This is a genomic window from Aquirufa nivalisilvae, from assembly GCF_003143535.1.
In the GTDB taxonomy this organism is placed as follows: Bacteria; Bacteroidota; Bacteroidia; order Cytophagales; family Spirosomataceae; genus Aquirufa; species Aquirufa nivalisilvae.
This window is the reverse complement of record NZ_CP029346.1, coordinates 514,142-535,783: the sequence shown is the minus strand read 5'-3', so window position 1 is coordinate 535,783 and position 21,642 is coordinate 514,142. Positions and strand designations below refer to the sequence as shown.

General features: G+C 39.0%; 21 protein-coding genes. 7 read left to right on the top strand and 14 right to left on the bottom strand.

The window, feature by feature from the left end:
• Nucleotide 1: 1 nt before the first annotated feature.
• The 3 genes from HME7025_RS02415 to rsmH are packed head-to-tail and all read right to left on the bottom strand — an operon-like array spanning nt 2 to nt 3,440.
• A complete protein-coding gene (locus HME7025_RS02415; RefSeq protein ID WP_109322107.1) occupies nt 2-2,131 on the bottom strand; it encodes a penicillin-binding protein in 2,130 nt (709 codons plus the stop codon).
• 3 nt (nt 2,132-2,134) lie between these two features.
• Nucleotides 2,135-2,524: an FtsL-like putative cell division protein gene (locus HME7025_RS02410; RefSeq protein WP_109322106.1), complete on the bottom strand. Its 390-nt coding sequence runs from the start codon at nt 2,522-2,524 to the stop codon at nt 2,135-2,137.
• A gap of 1 nt (nt 2,525) precedes the next feature.
• Nucleotides 2,526-3,440: a 16S rRNA (cytosine(1402)-N(4))-methyltransferase RsmH gene (gene rsmH / locus HME7025_RS02405; RefSeq protein ID WP_109324936.1), complete on the bottom strand. Its 915-nt coding sequence runs from the start codon at nt 3,438-3,440 to the stop codon at nt 2,526-2,528.
• Nucleotides 3,441-3,564: 124 nt separating this feature from the next.
• Here rsmH and HME7025_RS02400 point away from each other — a divergent pair, with 124 nt between their 5' ends.
• Genes HME7025_RS02400 through nhaA form a run of 3 tightly spaced genes read left to right on the top strand, consistent with a single transcriptional unit; the run spans nt 3,565 to nt 6,659 of the window.
• On the top strand, nt 3,565-4,800 hold the full coding sequence (locus HME7025_RS02400) for a peroxiredoxin family protein (RefSeq protein ID WP_161956195.1): 1,236 nt from the start codon (nt 3,565-3,567) through the stop codon (nt 4,798-4,800).
• Nucleotides 4,800-5,507, top strand: a complete 708-nt coding sequence (locus tag HME7025_RS02395; protein ID WP_109322104.1) for a phosphatase PAP2 family protein — start codon at nt 4,800-4,802, stop codon at nt 5,505-5,507. The genes HME7025_RS02400 and HME7025_RS02395 overlap by 1 nt, the downstream gene beginning before the upstream one ends.
• Before the next feature lie 18 nt (nt 5,508-5,525).
• Entirely contained in the window at nt 5,526-6,659 is a 1,134-nt protein-coding gene (gene nhaA, locus HME7025_RS02390; protein WP_109322103.1) for a Na+/H+ antiporter NhaA, read from the top strand.
• A gap of 89 nt (nt 6,660-6,748) precedes the next feature.
• Here nhaA and HME7025_RS02385 read toward each other — a convergent pair whose 3' ends face one another.
• Together HME7025_RS02385 and HME7025_RS02380 are read right to left on the bottom strand one after the other, a co-directional pair.
• Nucleotides 6,749-7,951, bottom strand: a complete 1,203-nt coding sequence (locus HME7025_RS02385; RefSeq protein ID WP_109322102.1) for a pyridoxal phosphate-dependent aminotransferase — start codon at nt 7,949-7,951, stop codon at nt 6,749-6,751.
• Between the two features lie 110 nt (nt 7,952-8,061).
• A complete protein-coding gene (locus tag HME7025_RS02380) occupies nt 8,062-9,891 on the bottom strand; it encodes an ABC transporter ATP-binding protein (RefSeq protein ID WP_109322101.1) in 1,830 nt (609 codons plus the stop codon).
• Nucleotides 9,892-9,963: 72 nt separating this feature from the next.
• Here HME7025_RS02380 and HME7025_RS02375 point away from each other — a divergent pair, with 72 nt between their 5' ends.
• Complete coding sequence (locus HME7025_RS02375) at nt 9,964-10,905, top strand: glycosyltransferase (RefSeq protein ID WP_109322100.1); 942 nt, start codon at nt 9,964-9,966, stop codon at nt 10,903-10,905.
• On the opposite strand, the gene HME7025_RS02370 is transcribed toward HME7025_RS02375, so the two are convergent.
• From HME7025_RS02370 to HME7025_RS02350, 5 genes are read right to left on the bottom strand one after another with little or no spacing between them, the layout of a single operon-like run.
• A complete protein-coding gene (locus HME7025_RS02370; RefSeq protein ID WP_226998263.1) occupies nt 10,902-11,795 on the bottom strand; it encodes a glycosyltransferase family 2 protein in 894 nt (297 codons plus the stop codon). The two genes, HME7025_RS02375 and HME7025_RS02370, sit on opposite strands and share 4 nt — an antisense overlap.
• Nucleotides 11,795-12,670, bottom strand: a complete 876-nt coding sequence (locus HME7025_RS02365) for a glycosyltransferase family protein (protein ID WP_109322098.1) — start codon at nt 12,668-12,670, stop codon at nt 11,795-11,797. Before HME7025_RS02365 ends, HME7025_RS02370 begins: the two co-directional genes overlap by 1 nt.
• A gap of 4 nt (nt 12,671-12,674) precedes the next feature.
• Nucleotides 12,675-13,166 (bottom strand): NADH-quinone oxidoreductase subunit C, encoded by a 492-nt coding sequence (locus HME7025_RS02360; RefSeq protein ID WP_109322097.1) that lies wholly within the window; start codon nt 13,164-13,166, stop codon nt 12,675-12,677.
• A 10-nt stretch (nt 13,167-13,176) separates the two neighbouring features.
• On the bottom strand, nt 13,177-13,689 hold the full coding sequence (locus tag HME7025_RS02355; protein ID WP_109322096.1) for an NADH-quinone oxidoreductase subunit B: 513 nt from the start codon (nt 13,687-13,689) through the stop codon (nt 13,177-13,179).
• Nucleotides 13,690-13,692: 3 nt separating this feature from the next.
• Nucleotides 13,693-14,427, bottom strand: coding sequence for a gliding motility-associated C-terminal domain-containing protein (locus HME7025_RS02350; protein ID WP_109322095.1), 735 nt, complete (start codon nt 14,425-14,427; stop codon nt 13,693-13,695).
• 69 nt (nt 14,428-14,496) lie between these two features.
• On the opposite strand from HME7025_RS02350, the gene recG reads away from it, so the two are divergent.
• Nucleotides 14,497-16,590 (top strand): ATP-dependent DNA helicase RecG, encoded by a 2,094-nt coding sequence (gene recG / locus HME7025_RS02345; protein ID WP_109324935.1) that lies wholly within the window; start codon nt 14,497-14,499, stop codon nt 16,588-16,590.
• Nucleotides 16,591-16,598: 8 nt separating this feature from the next.
• On the opposite strand, the gene HME7025_RS02340 is transcribed toward recG, so the two are convergent.
• The gene (locus HME7025_RS02340) at nt 16,599-17,168 is read right to left on the bottom strand and encodes a YqgE/AlgH family protein (protein WP_161956193.1); all 570 of its coding nucleotides are present in this window, start codon (nt 17,166-17,168) and stop codon (nt 16,599-16,601) included.
• 40 nt (nt 17,169-17,208) lie between these two features.
• On the opposite strand from HME7025_RS02340, the gene folK reads away from it, so the two are divergent.
• Nucleotides 17,209-17,697 carry a 2-amino-4-hydroxy-6-hydroxymethyldihydropteridine diphosphokinase gene (folK, locus tag HME7025_RS02335; RefSeq protein WP_161956192.1) on the top strand — a complete coding sequence of 163 codons (489 nt, stop codon included), beginning with the start codon at nt 17,209-17,211 and terminating at the stop codon, nt 17,695-17,697.
• Here folK and HME7025_RS02330 read toward each other — a convergent pair.
• Together HME7025_RS02330 and bshA are read right to left on the bottom strand one after the other, a co-directional pair.
• Nucleotides 17,692-18,336 carry a sterol desaturase family protein gene (locus HME7025_RS02330; protein ID WP_109322092.1) on the bottom strand — a complete coding sequence of 215 codons (645 nt, stop codon included), beginning with the start codon at nt 18,334-18,336 and terminating at the stop codon, nt 17,692-17,694. The two genes, folK and HME7025_RS02330, sit on opposite strands and share 6 nt — an antisense overlap.
• Nucleotides 18,337-18,410: 74 nt before the next feature.
• Entirely contained in the window at nt 18,411-19,574 is a 1,164-nt protein-coding gene (gene bshA / locus HME7025_RS02325; protein WP_109322091.1) for an N-acetyl-alpha-D-glucosaminyl L-malate synthase BshA, read from the bottom strand.
• 92 nt (nt 19,575-19,666) lie between these two features.
• Between bshA and purN the strand changes: the two genes are divergently transcribed.
• Nucleotides 19,667-20,236, top strand: coding sequence for a phosphoribosylglycinamide formyltransferase (gene purN / locus HME7025_RS02320; protein WP_109322090.1), 570 nt, complete (start codon nt 19,667-19,669; stop codon nt 20,234-20,236).
• Here purN and HME7025_RS02315 read toward each other — a convergent pair whose 3' ends face one another.
• Nucleotides 20,237-21,628: a TolC family protein gene (locus HME7025_RS02315; RefSeq protein WP_161956191.1), complete on the bottom strand. Its 1,392-nt coding sequence runs from the start codon at nt 21,626-21,628 to the stop codon at nt 20,237-20,239.
• Nucleotides 21,629-21,642 lie beyond the last annotated feature (14 nt).

The window sequence follows — 21,642 nt, the reverse complement described above, 5'->3', positions numbered from 1 at the left end:
ATTACTGAAGTTGAATTTGTAATAATAGATTTTTTCGGGTTGGACTGCCTGGAGGAATTGACTGACTCACCACAGTTCCTAAGCCATTGGCCTTTACTTTGAGTCCTCTATTTTCTAAGGTAAATAATGCGTCTCTTAAATTCATCCCCACTACATTGGGAACCGTCTTGGCAGGAAAACTCAAAGGTGTATTTTGAACCAATTGCTTATCCATTTTAAACTGCAGCCAACTTCCATCTTCTTCCACTTTAGGTAAACCAAAATTGGAATATAAGATTGTCTGATCCATGGGATGTACTGTATGAGACAGAGAAGCTTTGTTTAAAGAATCAGGTAAGGTCCCTGTTAACTTTCTGTGAAGCTTCATGTCCCTTAAGTAAATATTATCTGAAATTTCCTTAAATACGGGTGCTGTTACTTGTCTAGCATAAGTAGCTTCAGCATGTCCTTGAGGATTATCGATCGATACTAAAATGGTGTATTTAGGTTTTTTCACTGGAAAGTACCCAATAAACGAAGTATAGTATTTCCCCGGAATATAGCGCCCATTAATAATTCGCTGAGCTGTACCTGTTTTCCCAGCAATTCCATAGGTTGTTCCTTTGATATTATTGGCTGTCCCTTTGGTTACCACCCCTTCTAACATACTTTTAATTTTTTCTAATGTCTTAGGGGAACATAAAGGAGCTTGATCTCTAAGCTGTTTAGCCCGATAGTCAATCACCACCTCATCAGCTCGTGTAGCTTTGCTAACAATAATAGGTTGAACCCAATAACCATTATTGGCAATCGCATTATAAAATGAAATCAATTGCAATGGGGAGTATTGCGTTGAATACCCCACCGAAGACCAAAGCAACTGAAAAGCATCCCATTTGGCTGGAACAGGGAAATTAGGCCTCGGGTTGGGTTGGATTTGAAAATGCAATGACTCAATTAAATGGTACTTTTTTAGATAATCATAAAATTTAGCAGGCTTAGATGCAAAGACCTTTTTCATAAGCACCATGGTTCCTACATTGGAAGAGCTTTCGATAACTTGAGCTACCGAAATAGTCCCCATAGGATGGGAGTCAGACATAGTCCCATTGTAATGGTGATACTTTCCATTTCCTGTTGATACAGGCATATCCAATGGCAAATCAGCCTCCTCAAGCATAGCCATCATAGAAGGTAATTTAAATACAGACCCTGGGTCTCTAGCCTCTCGAATCGCATAGTTAAAGCTCTCTGAATATCCAGTTGTAGAATTTGCATTTTTAGACAAATTGGAAATGGCTTTGATTTCTCCAGTAGCTGTTTCCATCACAATAACCACCCCGTAATCGCCCTCATAGGTTGTCATGGCTTTCATCAAAGCCGACTCTACAATATCTTGAATGTTAATATCTAAAGTGGTATAAATATCTAGGCCAGGCTTAGGAACAGACTCTTCTCCTCCTTCTACTGGTCTCCAAGTATTTTTATCCATTTTCTCAAATAGCCCCTTACCAGGAGTCCCCTTCAATTCTGAATTGAAACTTCCTTCGATACCTACAGCTACCTTATCTTTCAAATATCCAACAGTACGATAAGCCATCTGTCCAAAAGGAGCATAGCGAACATTCACTTTATCGAATACTATCCCCGTTTTAGTAGCTTCCCCTAAATTGAATAAAGGAAATTTGGCTACCTTTTTCCGTTCTTGAAAATCCAGCAATCGATTGTTTAACAATAAATAATTTTTGCCGTTCTTCTTCGCCGAAACTATTTTATTCTTGTATTCTTCCGCTGAATGATCTTGGAAAAAATCAGCTAATGCATTGGCTAATTCATCAATATGTTCCTTAAACTTCTTTTCTGAAGTTGCATTTCGATTATATACGGAAGGGTCCAGACCCAATCTATATTTGGGCAAAGAAGTTGCTAATAAACTACCATCATCCGAATAAATATTCCCACGAGTGGCATCTACGCTTCTTTCTTTGATGTAGGTATTAAACACATCATTGCGTAGAGTTTCTCCGTTGATAAAAACTATTTTATATAAGTTCACCACCAAGACAACAAACAACAAAATCACCACGATAAAAAAGGCGATGAATCGCTTGGTGATAATCTCTCGTATGTTTTGTCTTTTTACCTTTGCCATACGCTAGTCGTTATTTTTAGCTTCTTTAGATTGATCAAAAACGACTTTAGTAGGCGGAGTTAGACTTAATTCCAACGCATATTTCTTCATGGCTACGGCCAAATAGCTTTGCTTTCCAATCTTCATGAATTCGGCTTTTTGTGTCGTATAATCCGCTCGAATCTCTTCCAATTCTGCTTTGGTTTTAGCTATTTGATGAATTTTTCCATCGGCCAACATCGAATAATATATATATATAATGATTAAAAATGCAATGAAAGCGATTCTTTTTACCAACTTAAAAGGCAACTCGCCCCCTGTTAAGGGATCCATATTGAACAAAAGATCCAATATCCCTTCTTGAGGAACGGAAGTTTTAGGAGCTTGTTCAGTATCAGACACTTGTTTCGCCATATTAAATTTTAGCTGCGATTCTCAATTTTGCACTTCGTGACCTTGGATTTCTTTTTAATTCTTCTTCGGAGGCCGTAATAGGTTTACGGATAATTGACTCTAAGGGTTTATGAACAACCCCAAACAAATCTTTATCTTCCTTACCTTGACAATCCCCTGTACGAATGAAATTTTTCACCAAGCGATCTTCCAAAGAATGAAAAGACAACACCACCAATCTGCCTTCGGGAGCTAATAAATTAGCCGCTTGATCTAAAAACTCTTCTATAACTGCTAATTCTTGATTTACTTCAATACGCACCGCTTGAAACGCTTGAGCAAAGTACTTGAACTCGCGAGATCTTGGAGCTAATTTAGCCAATATTTCTTTGAATTCCGATGTCGTTTTTAGGGCTTTTTGCGTTCTGGCTTGGACTACTGCTTGAGCCAAAGTACGCGCATTTTTAATCTCCCCATACATCCCAAAAATCTTTTGCAGATTCTCAGCCGAATAAGAATTTAAAACTTCTGCAGCATCAGTAGATGCCGAAGGTCCCATCCGCATATCCAAAGGGCCATCAAAACGAGTTGAAAAACCACGCTCTGCTGCGTCCAACTGAAAAGATGACACCCCAAAATCAGCCATGATTCCATCTACCTGTTTGATCCCGTGTATCCGTAAATATTTCTGAATATGCCGAAAATTGGCTGTAATCAATTCCAAGCGATCATCGTCAATTTTTTCAGCTTGTCGCCATGCGTCGGGATCTTGATCAAAGGCAAATAAACGCCCATCTGGACCTAATTTTCCCAAAATCGCACGAGAATGACCTCCTCCTCCAAAAGTAACATCTACATAAATGCCAGCTGGCTTAATGGCTAATCCATCAACGCATTCATGCAATAAAACGGAGGTATGGTATGGGTTCTCGATCATAGGGTCTATTCAAAACAAAATTACAAATTATCCTGCGGTCATTTCAGCAATTTTCGAAATTGTGGGCATTTTTTTTAAAGCCGCCTTGCTTTGTCCTATCTTTGCGAACAAGCATTTAATTAACATGACTAAACGACATTTATTTTTAGGGTTCATTGCTTTCTTTTTGACTGCCAATGTTATAGCCCAAACGAGTAAAAACCTACAATTAGGCCCTTGGAGAGCAGAGCTTCGTTCTCAAGGAGGTGGACTTCCAGTTAACCTTAGTGTTGCTCCAGGCAAAAAGAAAGATACTTATTTAATTAAAGTCATTAATGGCTCAGAAAGTTTTCATTTAGGTGAATCCTATTTTCGAGGCGATTCATTGGTAATACCATTTGACCTATATGATTCAGAAATTGTAGCACATGTAGATGGCTCACAAAAAATGTCAGGTTATTGGATCAAAAAAAGAAATGGGAAATTTGTTAACCAACTACCCTTTTCTGCTCAATATGGATCCAAAGAAAGATTCACGGCATTAAAACCGCCAACAGTCAATGTCAGTGGAACTTGGGATGTGGATATTTCTGTCGATGATAAGCATACTCCCAGCGTAGGTATTTTCAAACAAGTTGGAAATAAAGTAACTGGTTCTATTTTACAAACCTCGGGTGATTATCGCTTTTTACAAGGAAATGTGTCTGGCGACAGCCTATTGGTGAGTTATTTTGATGGAAGCTTTGTCTTACTTTTCAAAACCAAAGTAAAGGCTAAAGAAATCCAAGGAACCTTGTTTTCTGGTTTTGCTACCAAAAAAGAGTTTAAAGGGCATTTAGATCCGAAGGCTAGCTTACCTGACTTGAAAAAATTAACTTTCTTAAAACCTGGATACGATCGTTTAAATTTCAGCTTACCTACTCCTAAAGGGGAAACAATTAGCCTGCAAGATGAGCGCTTCAAAGATAAAGTGGTCATCGTAGAAATCATGGGGTCTTGGTGCCCGAATTGTATTGATGAAGCCCGTTTTTTAGCTCCATTTTATGCTAAAAACAAAGCAAAAGGAGTGGAAGTCATTGGCGTTTCTTTCGAATACTCCCCGGATATGGCAGTTTCTGGTCCTAAAATTGAAAATTTCAAAAAGAAAATAGGTATCGAATATCCTTTAGTTTTTGGGGGTGTTCCCAATGATGACACCATAGCTCAAGTTTTCCCAATGTTGAATAAATTCTACGGCTATCCAACCACTTTCGTCATCGATAAAAAAGGAAAAGTAAGAGAAATTCACACAGGCTTCTCAGGACCAGGAACAGGTTTATATTATACGGATTGGGTTCAAGAATTTGAAAAAACTATCCAAAACCTATTAAAAGAAAAATAATGCCATCTTACAAATATTGGGCTCTGGTTTGCTTGCTGATTCTAGGAATAAATGAATCATACGGACAAGAAAAAAAAAGTACTAAGCTGAAGCCCTGGATAGCTCCTCTAAGTTTAGGCATTGGGGGATTGGTTTTTTACAACCAAAGTGCTCGAGATAAACAGCTTACTTGGCATCAAGAGAACTACCCCAACTTTCAGACTTCCGCAGATGATTTTTTACAATATAGTCCAACTTTGATTCAAATCGGTGCCAGATTATTAGGTGCTAATTCAGTACATAAAACCAAGGATCAGTTAGGCTTATTTCTTTTAGGAACAGGTATTTATGCCATCAGCACCCAAGGCTTGAAGCGCATTGTTAATGAAACACGCCCCAACGGCACCGAACATTCCTTCCCTTCTGGTCACACCGCCACAGCATTTTTTGGAGCGACCGTTTTGGCAAAAGAACTGGGCAAGGATTATCCATGGTTAGCTGTTACAGGATATACTTTAGCTGCAGGAACGGGTTACTTACGACTAGCTAACCATGAACATTGGTTAAGTGACGTCTTAGTAGGAGCTGGAATTGGAATTGCTTCGGCAGAATTAGCCTATTGTATTTATCCTAAATTGAAACAGCATTTTTCCCAAAAGCAAGCCTTTCAATGGGAACCAAGAATTGCTCCCAATTATTATGCAGCTAGCTTTAGTTACCATTTCTAAAATTCTTTCACCCATTCTATGAAGACTAGTAAATTGTTCAAAGAGTTTTTTGAAAGTGAAAAATCAAGTGGTATCATTCTGATTTTTTGTACACTTCTTTCTCTCTATATCACCAACTCTGAATGGGGAAATGCTTACCATCACCTATGGAGAACCGAAGTTTTAGGCCATGCTTTAGAACATTGGATCAATGATGGATTAATGACCATCTTTTTCCTATTGGTGGGTTTAGAATTAGAAAGAGAAATTTACATTGGCGAACTTTCCAGGATCAAGGAAGCCTCTTTCCCTATCATAGCTGCATTAGGAGGCATGGTTGTTCCTGTCATTATCTATACTATTTTCAATTATGGCACGAGCACCATTTCTGGAAGTGCCATTCCTATGTCGACCGATATCGCATTTGCTTTAGGAATCTTGTCCCTTTTAGGAAATAAAGTGCCCTTATCGCTTAAGATTTTTTTAACCGCTTTGGCAGTAATTGACGACCTAGGGGCCATAGTCATCATTGGAACATTTTATTCTAGTGGCTTAGACTGGACCAATTTATTTTTATCATTAGGCACATTCGCTTTGTTAGGTGGACTGAATTTTGCTAAAGTCCGCTCCATACCCTTGTATCTAATTGGAGGTGTAGCCATGTGGTATTTTATGGGGAAATCAGGTGTCCACCCCACCATCACAGGGGTATTATTAGCCTTTGCCATTCCATTTGATCAGGGGGACCAACAATCCATATCGACTAAAATTCAGCACTTTTTACATAAGCCGGTCAGCTTTGGAATATTACCGATATTTGCCTTGGCCAACACTGCTATTATCCTAAATACAGATACCACTAGCAAACTACTAGAAACATACAGTTTGGGTATATTCACTGGACTGAGTCTAGGGAAACCCATTGGAATATTCTTATTTTGTTTTATTGCTTCCAGCTTGGGTATCAGCAAAATACCCAAAGATTTATCTTGGGCATCCATTGTTGGCGTAGGATTTTTGGGAGGAATTGGATTTACCATGTCTATTTTCATCACCAACTTATCATTCAATCAAGAATCCATTGTAGACGTCTCTAAATTCAGCATTTTATTAGCCTCCTTGGTTTCTGCCATTATTGGATTTAGTATGCTAAGCAGGACCCTGAAAAAGTAATCCTCTGAAACGTTAACAAGTATAATTACTAAGCATAAAAAAAGGTTAGCTGAATGAACAGCTAACCTTTTTTATATATTAAAATTCGTCTATTTCAATTTAGCAACCGCATTTTTGATACGCTCGCATGCTTCTTCTAATTGCTCATCAGCAGCTGCGGTAGAAATACGCATACAATTAGGAGCTCCAAAACCAGAACCTGCCACAGTGGCTACATAAGCTTCTTGCAACAACCAGTTACAGAAATCATCCGAATCATTGATGGTCGTTTTTCCATCAGATTTACCATAGAAATAAGAAATATCAGGGAATGCATAAAATGCACCATCTGGCATATTCACTTTAAATCCTTCGATCTCACGTAATTTACCTACCACCAATTTACGACGGCGGTCATAAGCGGCTTTCATTTCATAAGCATGATCCAAGGTTCCGTTAAATGCTGCAACGGCTGCTTTTTGAGCGATGGAATTCGTACCTGATGTTACTTGACCTTGTAATTTCTCCACACCATCAGCAATCCATTTAGCTGCAGCAATGAATCCAATTCTCCAACCAGTCATAGCATGACCTTTAGCAACACCATTTACTGTGATAACACGGTCTTTAATCTCAGGAATAGAACCAATTGAAAAATGACCTCCTTGAGTAAAATTGATGTACTCATATATTTCATCTGCCAAAACAAAGATGCGCTCATGACGAGCTACAACATTGGCAATATCCCGTAATTCTGATTCTGTGTAAACAGAACCTGTAGGATTATTTGGCGATGCAAACATCACCATTTTAGTCTTAGGTGTAATAGCCGCTTCAAATTGCTCAGCTGTTACTTTGAAATTATTCTCAAAAGAACCTTGAACAATCACGGAAGTACCTTCGGCTAATTTGACCATTTCTGAATAAGAAACCCAGTAAGGTGAGAAAATGATTACCTCATCACCTGGATCGATTAATGCAGCAATGGCATTTGCTAATGAATGCTTAGCTCCAGTAGAAACAACAATGTTTTCAGAAGCCCACTCTAATCCATTATCACGTTTCAATTTGTTGGCAATTGCCATACGCAAATCTGGATAACCTGCTACCGGAGAATATCCGTGAAAACCATCATCGATGGCCTTCTTTGCTGCTTCACAGATGTGAGCTGGAGTTTTAAAATCTGGCTCTCCAACCGATAAACTTATAACTTTATGACCTTGGGCGGCTAATTCACGAGCTTTTTTAGTCATTCCTAAAGTGGAAGACTCTTCTAAAGCTTGAATTCGTTGTGCTAATAATGATGATGACATAGTAGATAATCAAAGCTAATTTACAATTCGAACGCAAAATTACCCTTTTCTAAATGGAATAACTAATCATTTCTTGATAAATCGATTCGTGTATCTATCAAATGGTCTGATTATTTGGAATGACTTAATTTAGCATAAAGTCCCTTCGAATCACGCATTAATTCCTCATGCGTTCCCCTTTCCATAATCTTTCCTTTTTGTACGACCAATATCTGGTCCGCATGCTGTATGGTACTTAAACGATGAGCGATTACCAACACCGTTCTATTCTTCATCAGATTCGTTAAAGCTGCCTGAACTAATTTCTCCGATTCATTGTCTAGCGCACTGGTTGCTTCATCTAAAATCAAAATAGGTGGATTTTTCAATACAGCTCTCGCAATGGATATTCGCTGACGTTGCCCACCCGATAATTTTGAACCTCGGTCCCCAATATAAGCTTGATAGCCCTCCGGATTGGCCATAATAAAATCATGTGCATTAGCAATCTTAGCAGCTTCTTCTACTTCTTCTTGACTAGCTTCTGTACCAAAGGCAATGTTGTTGAATATGGTGTCGTTAAACAAAACGGATTCTTGAGTTACGATACCCATCAAGGAGCGCAAATCTTCTAGAGGTACTTGTTTAATGGGCACATCATCAATTAAAATTTGACCTGAATTAGGATCATAAAAACGGGGCAACAAATCCGCCAAAGTGGATTTACCACCACCTGATGGACCAACCAATGCGATGGTCTTCCCTTTGGGAATCTCAAAACTGACTTGATCTAATACCAATTTATCCTTTTGATAAGCAAAATTCACCTGATCAAAAACGATGCGATGAACCAATTCTTTCTTTGGAATAATTGGCTCCTCTGCTACAATACTAGGCTGGGTATCTAAGATTTCTATAATCCGGTCAGCGCTAGCCACACCGCGTTGAATACCACTGAATGCATCTGCTATTGCCTTGGCAGGTCGCATTACCTGTGAAAAAGTAGCAATAAAAGCAATGAAGGTAGACGCACTTAATTCTCCATCTCCAGAAATCACTAATGTTCCTCCATACAACAATATTCCTGTAACCACCAACACTCCCAAACTTTCCGAGACAGGTGAAGTCAATTCTTGTCGGAATACCATCTTCAACAAGGAATGTCGGTATTTCCCATTTTCTTGCTGAAATCGTTGATCCATCATTGGCTCTGCTCGAAACGCCTTCACTACACGCATGGCTCCAAAAGTCTCATCCAATAAGCTAATCAAACCACTTAAATGCTGCTGAACTTCTCCCGCTGCACGACGTAATCTTCGAGTAATGGTAGCAATAACTCCTCCTGAAAGTGGAAGGATCATAAGAGAGAATAAAGTCAATTTGCCAGACATACTAGCTAAAAAGACAAAAAACAAGACTAAAGAAAAGATCTCTTTGAAAGTAGCAGTAAAGGCCCGGCCGATACTATTTTCCACCTCCTGTACGTCCGTGGTCAAGCGCGACATCAAATTCCCCTTTTTGCGCTCACTGAAATAGCTCAAATCCAAACGAATAGCTTGTTCGAATACGGCTTGCCTCAAAGAAGCAATGGTGTCAGCCTCCACCGTTTTTAATACTCGCTGTGAAAAATAACGAAAGATATTGGACAAAATCACGGAAATCATAATAGCTCCACAGGCATACTGTAAAGCGCCAATTCTACCGTATTGCTCTAATGCACCATAGAAATAATGATTAAAAGCAAAAGAGAAATAATTGGGAGAAAAGCTGAATTCAGGAAGATTTCGGTATAATTCAATGTTAGATGTTGCAGCCTGATTGAAAAGCACATTCAATAGCGGAATCAACAAAGTGAAATTTAAGATTCCAAATAAGCTGGCCATTAATGAAAATCCGAAATAAGGAAATATATACTTCCGAATGGAAACGGCGTAGCTAAGTAGTCGGAGATAGGTTTTCAATGAGAATCTTTCTTAAATTTAGGCCAAATTACTACAATTTTAATAAACTACTTTAGAATTTATACCCTTTCAATGCCCTCAATACAGAATAACAAACGGAATCCTCCCTTAATTTCAATCGTCATGGCTTGTTACCAGGGAGAGAAATTTGTGGAAGAACAAATTCTCAGCCACTTAAACCAAGATTATCCACATCTTGAGTTTGTCTATTTGGATGATGCTTCCACCGATACTACTTGGTCAATTCTTCAAAAAATGGCACAACAAGATGCGAGAATTAAACTCTACCAAAACGAGAAAAATTTAGGCTATGTAGGAAGTTTTGAAAAAGCAATTCAATTGGCCCAAGGTGAATGGATTGCCCTATCCGACCAAGATGATATTTGGGAAAAACAAAAATTAAGTCGCTTATACCAATCCTTCGGGGCACATTCGCTGATTTATGCTGATTCTCAACTCATTGACGACAATGGACATGAGCTTCCTCAAAGAATGTCTGACCTTAAAAATCAAATTCCCTATACCTCTCCTCTCATGTACACGTTTGGTGCTTGGGCCCCAGGTCATAGTATGTTGTTTCAAAAATCCATATTGAAACATGCTTTTCCTTTTCCAAGATTTGTTTCCCACGACTACTACATTGGCTTTCTTGCAACCTGCTTTCAAGGGGTTACTTATTTGCCAGAAATCTTGGTACACTATCGCCAACATGATCAAAATGCTATTGGTGCCAACTTAAAAAAAGCGCCCAAGCAATATGCAACCAGAAAACAACGTGATTTACGTATACAGCAGCGCGTTCAACTCTTAGCTGAACTTTGTCCCACTGAAAAAATCCTGGAAAAAAAGGTACTTCGGCAATTAGCACATGATTTTAGTTCCTCCGGAATCTTCCATAGAATCAGGAGAACTTACCTAGTCATGAAATACCGTGATGCGATGTTGGCCTATAAGAAAAAAGGGGCCTTGAGTAAATGGCTATATCCATTTAAACTACTTTTCACTATTTACTAAGCTTTAAAATGTAGGCTTAGTCGATAATACCAATTTTTGAGATGTACCCAAAAAGGGATTATTCGCTTTTTGAGAGGACCTGTAAAAGGCTTTCCTCTTTGTAAATAGTATTTGGAGAAAGTCCCAGAACTCATACCCCAAGTACGTATAAATTGATAGTACCCTTTATTTTGCTTGACCCTTTTGACGGAAATAGAACCAAAATGATACACACGACTACGGACTACACCTTTAAATAAGCGCACACCTGCCTGCCATAATTTCATGGAAAAATCCGGATCTGAATACATGCCAGGAGAAAATTCCACGCTATAACCTCCTACCTGATCCCAAAGATCTTTATGTACTACATTGGGCGGCCAAGTACTCCCCTGCCAATCCTTTTTCTCCCAAGTATTCCATTCTTTCAATAATCGCTCTTCCTCAAAAGTCTCCAGATTATAACCATAAGCCTGTTCAATGGAACAATTACTTTGAGCTCTTGGCTCTATCATGGTAGCAGAAATAAAGAAATAATTATCTGGACAAGCCAACACTTCCTCTTGTAAAATACCATCCCAATTGGGTAATACATACATGTCGTCATTGAGATACAATAAATAATCTGCCGTGGCCAAGCTACGCATCGCATTCATGGCATAACAAACCCCCACATTTTCTTCACTGTGGGAATAAGCGATATCCCCTTGTTCTTTTATCCATTCCAAAGAACCATCTGTCCCTTCATTGAGATGTACCACCAACTGATAGGAAGTAGTAGAATGTTGGCGTATACTTCTGATACAATTTTGAAGAAATGCCAAATTATTCCATGTAGGAATCAGGATAGAAAAAAAGGGCTTGCTCTCCGAAGCTTGCTGTGGGAAATAGGAAATTTTCTCTTCCATCATTAGATCATTCGGTAGTTTTTATACTCTCCTATGCGCCTACCTGTCCAATCTTCTATTTGCTGTAGTACTTTTCTTCTGAGACTCATACGTTTTCTCAGTTCCTTGGAGTCCACATGAAATGGCCAATTCTGCTGTGCCACCCTTGCCTGCATGACTTGAGGATGAGTCCCTTCAAAAAGTGTCAAACGCTCCGCATTTCCGTAATCAAACTGATAATCCTGCGGAACATTCGCTTCCAGCCAAGCGTCGTCATGGTAAAACTGTGTAAAGTTTCTCACTTTATTATTGAGCCCTTGAGGAGGCTTAACCCATCCATAATGGAAAATATGAGCAGGAATCAGCTTAACCTGAATCTTTCTTCCCGCTTTTCTAAATCCTTGTGCGTCCTTGTAAGAGTGTACATCAGGATGAAATTTTACCACTCTAATTTCCCGACGATACCATCTCCTTGACACCGCCACGTGATTGTAAGACCCATAAAAATGACGGTAATGAAACAATAACCCTTCCACAGCCGAATCTGACAAATAATGCTGCATGGATTGCTTAATGATGGGCAAATCATTTTCATGGACACATTCATCTCCTTGAATATAAAAAGCCCAATCTGTATCGGGTGAAATGGCTGCGTATGCTTTGTCAGTTTCTAAAGCAAAGGTCCGACCACCTTCACGCTGCGTATCATCCCAAGCCGTTTCTACAATTTTAATTTTTTCAGAAGGTATCGCTTGAATCAAGGCCAAGGTATCATCTTCCGACTGGCCAACAGCTACCACAAATTCATCGCAAATTGGCAGAATGGAAGTTATTGCCTCCACAATGGCGTAATCATTTTTGATTGCATTCCGAATGAAAGTAAAGCCTGCTATTTTCATTCGACTAATATTTTACTTGAATCCCGTGATAGGTATCAGGTTCTTCATAATCTTTTCTCAAAGGATGTCCACTCCAATCTTCTGGCAACAAAATTCTTCTTAAATCAGGGTGGCCAGTAAATTTCACACCTACCAAATCAAAAGCCTCTCTTTCATGCCAATCGGCTGTTTTCCAAATGTGAGAAACCGTTGGCACCTCAGGTAAAGATCCATTAGGCAATTCACGTGGCACGACCACTCGAAGATGAAATGTCAAATGATTGGGAATGGAATACAAGGTATATATCAATTCCAAATCACCTTTCTCAGGACCATTATCGATGGCCGTCAAACAAGACAATGAATCAAAATATGCCTCAGGACTTCTCCATAACAAATCACAAACAGCTACTAAATCTTCTACTTCTAATGTAATACGCCCATTTGCTTCATCCCAATATAGACTTTTGCCTAAATTTTGCTCTATCAATTCCTTTATGTGTAGCACCGTATTCATCTGAGTCTTTTTATGCTATGGCTTCCAAAATACGAGCAGGAACGACCAAACTTTCCTTTTGAATTTTCTCCTGCAATTTAATAATCCCTCCCAATAAGGCTTCTGGCCTAGGCGGACAGCCTGGTACATACACATCCACGGGAATAATTCGATCCACTCCTTTCACTACGTGATATCCATGATCCCAATAGGGACCACCACAGTTAGAACAAGAACCCATCGAAATCACATACCTCGGCTCAGGCATTTGCTCATACAAACGACGAATCCGATCTGCCATTTTGAAAGTAACCGTTCCAGCCACGATCATGACATCCGACTGACGAGGGGAAGGACGAGGAAATATTCCAAAACGATCCAAATCATATCCTGAGGCAAATGCCTGCATCATTTCGATCGCACAGCAAGCTAAACCAAAGCTCATAGGCCACAAAGAACTCGCTCGAGCCCAGTTGAGTAAATCCTCTACTTGGCTAATGACAAATCCTTCCGACTGAAACTGTTGATCTAATAAGCTTTTCATATATTATCTTACAATGGTCAAGTTACCATAAATAGTCCCATATTCCTCACTAGGTGTAATGCGGTACATGTATGTTCCAGAGGGTAAATCCTTCCCATTAAACTTCCCCTTAAAGGGTTTTTCTTCATATTGATACCCTGTACTTTCAAAAACAGGCTGCCCCCATCTATCGAATATCACAATGTTAGCATCAGGATAATTGTATAAATAGTCAATAAACCATTCATCATTGGTATCATCCGAATTGGGCGTAATGGCATTGTATGGATGTATCTTAACTAAAACAACGACGTCGATAGTCGCAAAACTTTGACATGGTTGACCCGTAGTTGCGTCTTTACCGACTCCGGTAATAAAATAAGTTAAAGTAAAACTCGTCCCTTCTAAATCCTGATGACTCTGGATGATTTTCTGAATATCGAAGGTCGTATTTAATCTAGTAGAATCCGTTACGCCAATTTCTTGCCCTCGATTTGTACCCGCTAATGTCCATGTCCATTTAATATCCGCATTCTGAGCACCATTGACAGGAATAGGAATAGGATTAGGATAAGGTTCACCTATAAGGCGATTGGGAGAAAACACCACTACTTTTTTTTCAGTAGCTACCCAAACCGGACATTGAGCCCACGAAGACACATAAGTTCCCAGTAAAAAAACGAGTAACAAGAATGACTTTACACGAGTTAAAGAAGGGTATGTTAATCTAGAAATTAATAAAGTGTTTGTTAAAAACATAAAGCTTAAAAAATTCTCCCTAAGGTTTTGTAAATATACCTAAATTCACAAAATTTTTAAGGAATGCCCATGACCCATTTTTTTGAAACAGATTTAGCTCTATTACGCGGTATCACTCCCGCAAGGCTTAGTTTGCTTCAAACGGAGTTAGGTCTTTTTACCTATGGCGACTTAATTCAATATTTCCCCTTTCGCTACGAAGACCGAACAGCCATTTATTCCATTGACCAAATTACGGAACAAATGGAGCATGCTCAATTTGTAGGACGTATTCGTTACAAAGAAAAAATAGGTCAGGGACTCAAGCAAAGGCTCGTTGCCCAATGTTGCGACGAATCTGGCTGCATTGAACTCGTCTGGTTTCAAGGCATTAAATGGCTTGAAAAAACCTTAACGCCTGGGGTGGATTATTTATTTTATGGCAAGCCCACTAGCTTCAATGGGCAAATGCAAATTACGCATCCAGAAATGGAAGTATACAAGGGTAAAGCACAAAATGACACCTATTTTCATCCAGTTTATTCATTAACTGATAAATTAAGAAAAAAATACATCGACAGTAAAGTGATTGCTCAATTGCAAAAAAATGTCTTGCAAGTGGCCTTCCCTTACATTCGAGAAACGCTACCCGCTGAAATTATTCAACAATTTAAACTCATTTCTAAGCAGGAAGCCCTATACCATATTCATTTACCCCAATCCGAGAATTGGTTGCATCAAGCCAAAAGACGTTTGAAATTTGAAGAGCTCTTTTATAACCAACTCCGATTAATCAAACAAAATTTAGTCAGGAAAACTGCGTTTCCTGGACAGGTCTTTTCTTCGGCTGCCCTACTAACCAATTTCTATCAGAATCACATGCCCTTTGAGCTAACCAATGCGCAGAAAAAAGTGATTCGAGAAATTTTTCAGGATATGAAGTCGGGCCAACAAATGAACCGACTCCTCCAAGGCGATGTAGGATCTGGCAAAACTATTGTTGCTTTTATTGCCATGCTTTTGGCTATTGATAATGGCACACAAGCCTGCCTAATGGCACCTACCGAAATTCTAGCTGATCAGCATTACCAAGGTTTAAAGAAATTTGCTGATTTATTGGATATCCGAATCGCAAAATTGACTGGGTCAACTAAAAAGAAAGATCGACAAGTTTTGCATGAGGATTTAGCCTCGGGAAAACTGCATATTTTAGTGGGAACCCATGCCATTTTTGAAGATGTCGTCCAATTTCATAATTTGGGACTTTGCATCATTGATGAACAACATCGTTTTGGCGTAGCCCAACGAGCTAAACTTTGGGATAAAAACAAACAGACCCACCCGCATGTGATGGTGATGACGGCCACACCGATTCCGCGTACTTTAGCTATGACCTTGTATGGTGATTTAGACATTTCCATCATTGATGAAATGCCAGCAGGAAGAAAAGCCATTCAAACGATCCATCGTTATGATAGTCATCGGCTACAAGTATTTGGCTTTATTCAAAATGAATTGAGCAAAGGTCGACAGGTATATATTGTTTATCCTCTGATTGAAGAATCCGAAAAAATGGATTTCAAAGATTTAATGGATGGCTTTGAAAGTATTTCCAGAGCCTTTCCCGAAGTTCCTTTGGGTATTCTTCATGGTAAAATGAAGTCGGCCGATAAAGATTTTGAAATGGCTCGCTTTGTCAAAAATGAAACCAAAATCATGGTAGCCACTACCGTTATTGAAGTAGGTGTCAATGTCCCTAATGCCAGTATTATGATCATTGAAAGTGCCGAAAGATTTGGATTGGCACAACTGCATCAGCTTAGAGGCCGTGTAGGTCGTGGGGCTGAACAGAGTTACTGTATTTTAATGACCGATTATAAGTTAAGTGCTGATACCAAAAAAAGGATAGAAACCATGGTTAGAACCAACAATGGTTTTGAGATTGCCGAAGTAGATTTACAATTGAGGGGACCCGGCGATTTAGGAGGTACGCGTCAAAGTGGTGCCATTGACCTAATGATTGCAGATCTAGCCAAAGACGGCGAAATCTTAAAAGTTGCTAGAGAAACGGCTCAGAAAATATTGGATGAAGATCCTCAACTAACACAACCAAATCATCAGATGATTCGTGAACAAGTAGCTCATCAACGAAGAGACACGACTAACTGGGCTAAAATAAGCTAAGAAACTCTTTAGTTTAAATTTGGGTCATCTGGATAGGTCGATAACACCCGATAATCACCCCCTTTATCAAACAAGACTTTCCTCCATAAATTCATGGTAGGTTCATCAAAAACATATTCCGCCTTGGCTGGATGTAGCATCCAAGCATTGGATTTCACTTCTCGATCCAACTGACCAGCACCCCAGCCTGAGTAACCAATAAAAAATTTGATTTCTTCAAAGCCAATTTCTCCTCCTACTACTAATTCGATGGCTCTTTCGAAATCTCCTGACCAAAAAATACCCTCTCCAATCTCAATTCCATCGGGTATTAAATCAGGCCTCCGGTGAATAAATTGCATGATAGTGGGATCAACTGGCCCACCCGAATAAAGCGGCACATCTTCCATAACCTTTTCATCCATGTAAGAATCCAACACAATTTCTTGTCGTTGATTTAACACCAATCCAAAGGAATGAGAGGATGAATGTTCACATAATAACACCACGGAACGATGAAAAGAGGGATCCTCCAAAAATGGTTCCGAAACCAATAACATACCTGGTTTTAATTCCAATGGAGCATTTTTCTTAGGCATAAAAAAGAAATTTGTAAGTTTGTTAGAAATGAAATTGACCATGGCCACCAACATTTACCTCTCTTTAGGAGGCAATCTAGGAAATACCCTCGAAATTTTTAAAAATGTCTATCCAATTCTTGAAAAAAAAATAGGGCCAATACTTCAATTTTCATCCATTTATCAAACCAAAGCATGGGGAAATACGAATCAAGCTGATTTTTTAAACCAAGTTTTAGAATTAATGACCGAACTCACTCCACAAGAATTAATCGCTGAATTATTGGCTATTGAATCAGAGTTAGGTCGAGTAAGAAAACAACAGTGGGAAGCAAGAATCATTGATTTGGACATTCTATTTTATGGAGATCAAATTGTCCAAGAAAGTAATTTACAAATCCCTCACCCCTTTTTACCTCAAAGAAAATTTGTATTAATTCCTTTGGTAGAAATAGCCTCAGCATTCATACATCCTGTATTGAAAAAGAACATGAGCACACTCGAATCCGAATGTCCAGATTGTTCAGAAGTCACGAAACTGTCATTATAAGTTTTCCTGAACCTTTGCTTTATCCATGGTATCCATCGTACCAAATACATAATCCCAAATAGGAGAAGAAACACCAAATACCGCATTTCCATCTTTGTAATGGTGAACAGCATGGTTAACCCAAAGCAATTTGAAATAGTTTTTGGGAGGAGGATAAGCATGTACACAATAATGCACTAATAAATAAGATGCATAACCCCAGATGAATCCAGGGAAAAAGGCAAAAGCATAATTGTTTAAGGCAAAATAGGATATAGAAAAAAGCATTCCTACTACTAAAACTGCAATCACTGGTGGCATCGCCAAGCGAGATTTATCTTTTGGATATTCGTGGTGCACACCATGAGCAATGTACTGAAATTTGGAACGCGCTTCGGTGGTGGGCTCAATGTGATATATACTTCTATGAACCCAATATTCAATGAACGTAAATCCGAAAAATCCGATTAAAAACAGGCTTAAAATCACCATATTATCCAATACCGCATACGTAAATGCAAAGTACAAAAGCACCATACCTGTTAAAAAAAATAAAGTTACAGGTATAGCAATATGAGTTCTTGACAACCTCTCCAAAAAAGGATTTTCAAATAATTGTTTGGAACCCGAATGCTTCGGACGTATGTTTTGTTTTTCCATATTTCGAATTTTTAGAAAAAAATCGGAATTGAATTGTTAGTAGACTTAGGCTTTAGATACAAAAATAATAGAAACTATTCGCTATCCAAAAGATTCTGAGTAGGGAATTTCCAACTTTGACTAATAACTCTTTGGTAGTAATTTTCGTAGAGTGGCAATATTTTCTCAATGTCAAATAATTGGGCTCTCACCAATGAATTCTTCTTCATTTGGGTCAATAACGCTTCGTCTGAAAGTAGTTTAATGGTATTTTTGGCCATATCTTCAATATCACCAATTTCACTCACAAAGCCCGTTTCTCCATGGATATTCACTTCAGTTATTCCTCCAGCATTGGATGAAATCACAGGTACTTCGCAGGCCATAGCTTCTAATGCTGCCAAACCAAAACTCTCTTTTTCTGATGTTAAAAAGAAGACATCAGCTAAGGAAAGGGCTTCTTCAATGGTATCCAATTTGCCTAGGAAACGAACATCCCCTTGAACGCCTAAGTCCCTACAAAGCGCTTCAATGGCGGAGCGTTCTGGTCCATCACCCACTAACAACAATTTGGAAGGAATTACTTTACGGACTTTTTCAAATACATGAATGATATCTTCAATTCTTTTTACTTTCCTGAAATTGGAGGTATGCATCAACAGCTTTTCTCCATGTGGGCAAATAGCTATCTTAAAATGCTCTTTGGCTTGTTTTTTAAAGCGTTTGAGGTCAATAAAATTTGGGATTACTTCAATAGCACTTAAAATCTCAAACTCGGCATAGGTATCATTTCTAAGACTTTCAGATACCGCTGTAACTCCGTCTGATTCATTGATGGAAAAAGTAACAACGGGCTCAAAAGAAGGGTCCCTTCCTACCAAAGTTATATCTGTTCCGTGCAAGGTTGTAATTACTGGCACGTGGATTCCTTTATACTTTAAAATTTGCTTCGCTAAATATGCTGCAGAAGCATGAGGAATAGCATAATGCACATGCAATAAATCCAGCTTTTCATTGATGGTCACATCCACCATTTTACTGGCTAAAGCAGATTCATAAGGCAAATATTGAAACAAAGGATAAGATGCCACACTCACCTCATGATAAAAAATATTCTCGGAAAAGAAATCCAATCGAGGGGGTTGAGTATAAGTGATAAAATGCACCTCATGACCAACCGAGGCAAGGGCTTTTCCTAACTCGGTTGCCACAACCCCACTTCCTCCATACGTTGGATAACAAATGATTCCTATTTTCATGTTCCGATTTTGACCTGAAGAAACAAAACTTGAAATTTTGCCTAAAGGTTCCGCAATATGGCCTAAATTTGTAAGAAAATAATCGTTTAGGCTTGAAAAACATCGTCATTTTTGCTTCAGGATCAGGTTCCAATGCGGAAAAAATCATCCAACATTTACAAGGCTCACTCTTGGCCCAAGTAAGTAGTATTTACTGCAACAATCCCGAAGCGGGCGTTATTGAACGCGCCAAACGACTAAATATCCCTTGTCGAGTTTTCTCCAGAGAAGAGTATAAAAATGGGATTGTATTGAGCGAAATCCAAGCTTTGCATACGGATTGGATTGTACTAGCTGGATTCTTATGGCTGATACCAAGTAGCTTTGTTCAAGCATATCCTCAACGCATTGTCAACTTACATCCTGCCCTGTTACCTAAGTTTGGAGGAAAAGGCATGTATGGTCATTTTGTACATGAAGCCGTCATTGAAGCAGGAGAAAAGGAATCAGGTATTACCATACATTTTGTGAATGAAAAATACGATGAAGGAGCAATCATTCATCAAAGTTCATTCAGCATTGATCCTGGCGACAGCCCAGAGGATGTCGCCAGAAAAGGCCAAGTTCTCGAACACCGTGATTTCCCAGCAGTGATTGAAAAACTGATTGAGCAATCAAATTAATTACCAGCCTCCGCCTAATACTCGGTAGAGCTGAATGGCATGGATCCAACGTTTTCTTGAAATTTCAAGCAATTCCAATTCCGAACGTAGCGCATTTTGTTGGGCAGTAAGTACTTCTAAATAGTTTGCCTTTGCGGTGGTAAATAGTGTTCCCACAGTGGCGATGGCTGATTTTGTCAACATCACTTCTCGCTCCTTAAGCTGATCCATTCGCTGTAAATATGCTAAGGATTTCACCTGAGTATCCCATTCCAAAAAACCTTTTAAAAGTGCATTTTGATAGGTTAAATCTAAGGCCTTCCATCGAGCATTTTCTCGACTAATTTGAGAATACAATGCGGAACGGTTTAACCAAGGTGCTGTAATTCCTCCAATTAATTGATATGCCATGGAAGCAGGTAATTGAAACAAATAAGCTGGCTGAAAACCTTGAACACCTAACATGCCTGATAATACAACTGATGGTTTCAACGCCAAGTCGGCGCTTTGCTTATTTAACAATTGTGCCTCCAATTCTAATCTAGCTTGACGAACGTCTGGTCTTCTTTCCAATTGATCAATCTGGATTTGCGCATACAGAGAGCTATCCAATGAACAATTGAAAGGGTATTGAGATCGTGCTATCTTCTTATTAGGTTGGTTTAACCAATACCTAAGCTGATTTTCTAATTCGATAATCTGTTGTAAAACCAGACCTTCCTGAGCTCGAGAATTCAACCACTGTGCTTCCAATTGCTGAACAGCTGACTCATTCACCACACCAGCTTCCTTCTGAATTTTAACCAAATTCAACGCACTGTACTGAATCCCAATATTGGTTTTCAGAATATCTAACTCTTGATCTAATGCGACTAACTGTCCATACATACCCGCTACTTCAGAAACCAAGGAAGTAATGTACCATTGTTGACCTGATTCAGTAGCTAAATACCGCAATGCACTCGCCTTTTTACGTTTAGAAAGCTTGCCCCAAATATCCACTTCCCAAGAAGCCTGCAAGCCTATCATCACATCGGGCAAATGCTCCGGGATAATTTGATCTTGGGAAATATTGGGCGAAAACTTAGTATCATAATTCCCTACACCATCCATGGTGTATTTACTGAATTTTCTCAAACTAGGTTGAATAACACCTGAAACTGTTGGCTTCATAGCACCTCGGTCAAGTGTATATTGAGCACGACTAATGGCCAGATTTAGGAATCCAATTTTAATATCATTGCTGCGGATCAAGACAGAATCAATCAATTGCACTAATAAACTGTCTTTCTTCCAACAGGCTTCAATGCTGGAAACAGACTGTCCCAAATCTTTCATCCGGTAGGATTCTAATTCCGCATCAATCTTTCGGGCGTCTCGGAAAATGGCTTGCTGACAAGACAGCAAGCTCATGGAAAATATACTTA

Excerpts from the sequence above, each read along its gene's own strand:
- HME7025_RS02415 (WP_109322107.1), bottom strand. The coding sequence starts at position 2,131 with ATGGCAAAGGTAAAAAGACAAAACATACGAGAGATTATCACCAAGCGA.
- HME7025_RS02410 (WP_109322106.1), bottom strand. The coding sequence starts at position 2,524 with ATGGCGAAACAAGTGTCTGATACTGAACAAGCTCCTAAAACTTCCGTT.
- rsmH (WP_109324936.1), bottom strand. The coding sequence starts at position 3,440 with ATGATCGAGAACCCATACCATACCTCCGTTTTATTGCATGAATGCGTT.
- HME7025_RS02400 (WP_161956195.1), top strand. The coding sequence starts at position 3,565 with ATGACTAAACGACATTTATTTTTAGGGTTCATTGCTTTCTTTTTGACT.
- HME7025_RS02395 (WP_109322104.1), top strand. The coding sequence starts at position 4,800 with ATGCCATCTTACAAATATTGGGCTCTGGTTTGCTTGCTGATTCTAGGA.
- nhaA (WP_109322103.1), top strand. The coding sequence starts at position 5,526 with ATGAAGACTAGTAAATTGTTCAAAGAGTTTTTTGAAAGTGAAAAATCA.
- HME7025_RS02385 (WP_109322102.1), bottom strand. The coding sequence starts at position 7,951 with ATGTCATCATCATTATTAGCACAACGAATTCAAGCTTTAGAAGAGTCT.
- HME7025_RS02375 (WP_109322100.1), top strand. The coding sequence starts at position 9,964 with ATGCCCTCAATACAGAATAACAAACGGAATCCTCCCTTAATTTCAATC.
- HME7025_RS02370 (WP_226998263.1), bottom strand. The coding sequence starts at position 11,795 with ATGATGGAAGAGAAAATTTCCTATTTCCCACAGCAAGCTTCGGAGAGC.
- HME7025_RS02365 (WP_109322098.1), bottom strand. The coding sequence starts at position 12,670 with ATGAAAATAGCAGGCTTTACTTTCATTCGGAATGCAATCAAAAATGAT.
- HME7025_RS02360 (WP_109322097.1), bottom strand. The coding sequence starts at position 13,166 with ATGAATACGGTGCTACACATAAAGGAATTGATAGAGCAAAATTTAGGC.
- HME7025_RS02355 (WP_109322096.1), bottom strand. The coding sequence starts at position 13,689 with ATGAAAAGCTTATTAGATCAACAGTTTCAGTCGGAAGGATTTGTCATT.
- HME7025_RS02350 (WP_109322095.1), bottom strand. The coding sequence starts at position 14,427 with ATGTTTTTAACAAACACTTTATTAATTTCTAGATTAACATACCCTTCT.
- recG (WP_109324935.1), top strand. The coding sequence starts at position 14,497 with ATGACCCATTTTTTTGAAACAGATTTAGCTCTATTACGCGGTATCACT.
- HME7025_RS02340 (WP_161956193.1), bottom strand. The coding sequence starts at position 17,168 with ATGCCTAAGAAAAATGCTCCATTGGAATTAAAACCAGGTATGTTATTG.
- folK (WP_161956192.1), top strand. The coding sequence starts at position 17,209 with ATGGCCACCAACATTTACCTCTCTTTAGGAGGCAATCTAGGAAATACC.
- HME7025_RS02330 (WP_109322092.1), bottom strand. The coding sequence starts at position 18,336 with ATGGAAAAACAAAACATACGTCCGAAGCATTCGGGTTCCAAACAATTA.
- bshA (WP_109322091.1), bottom strand. The coding sequence starts at position 19,574 with ATGAAAATAGGAATCATTTGTTATCCAACGTATGGAGGAAGTGGGGTT.
- HME7025_RS02315 (WP_161956191.1), bottom strand. The coding sequence starts at position 21,628 with ATGAGCTTGCTGTCTTGTCAGCAAGCCATTTTCCGAGACGCCCGAAAG.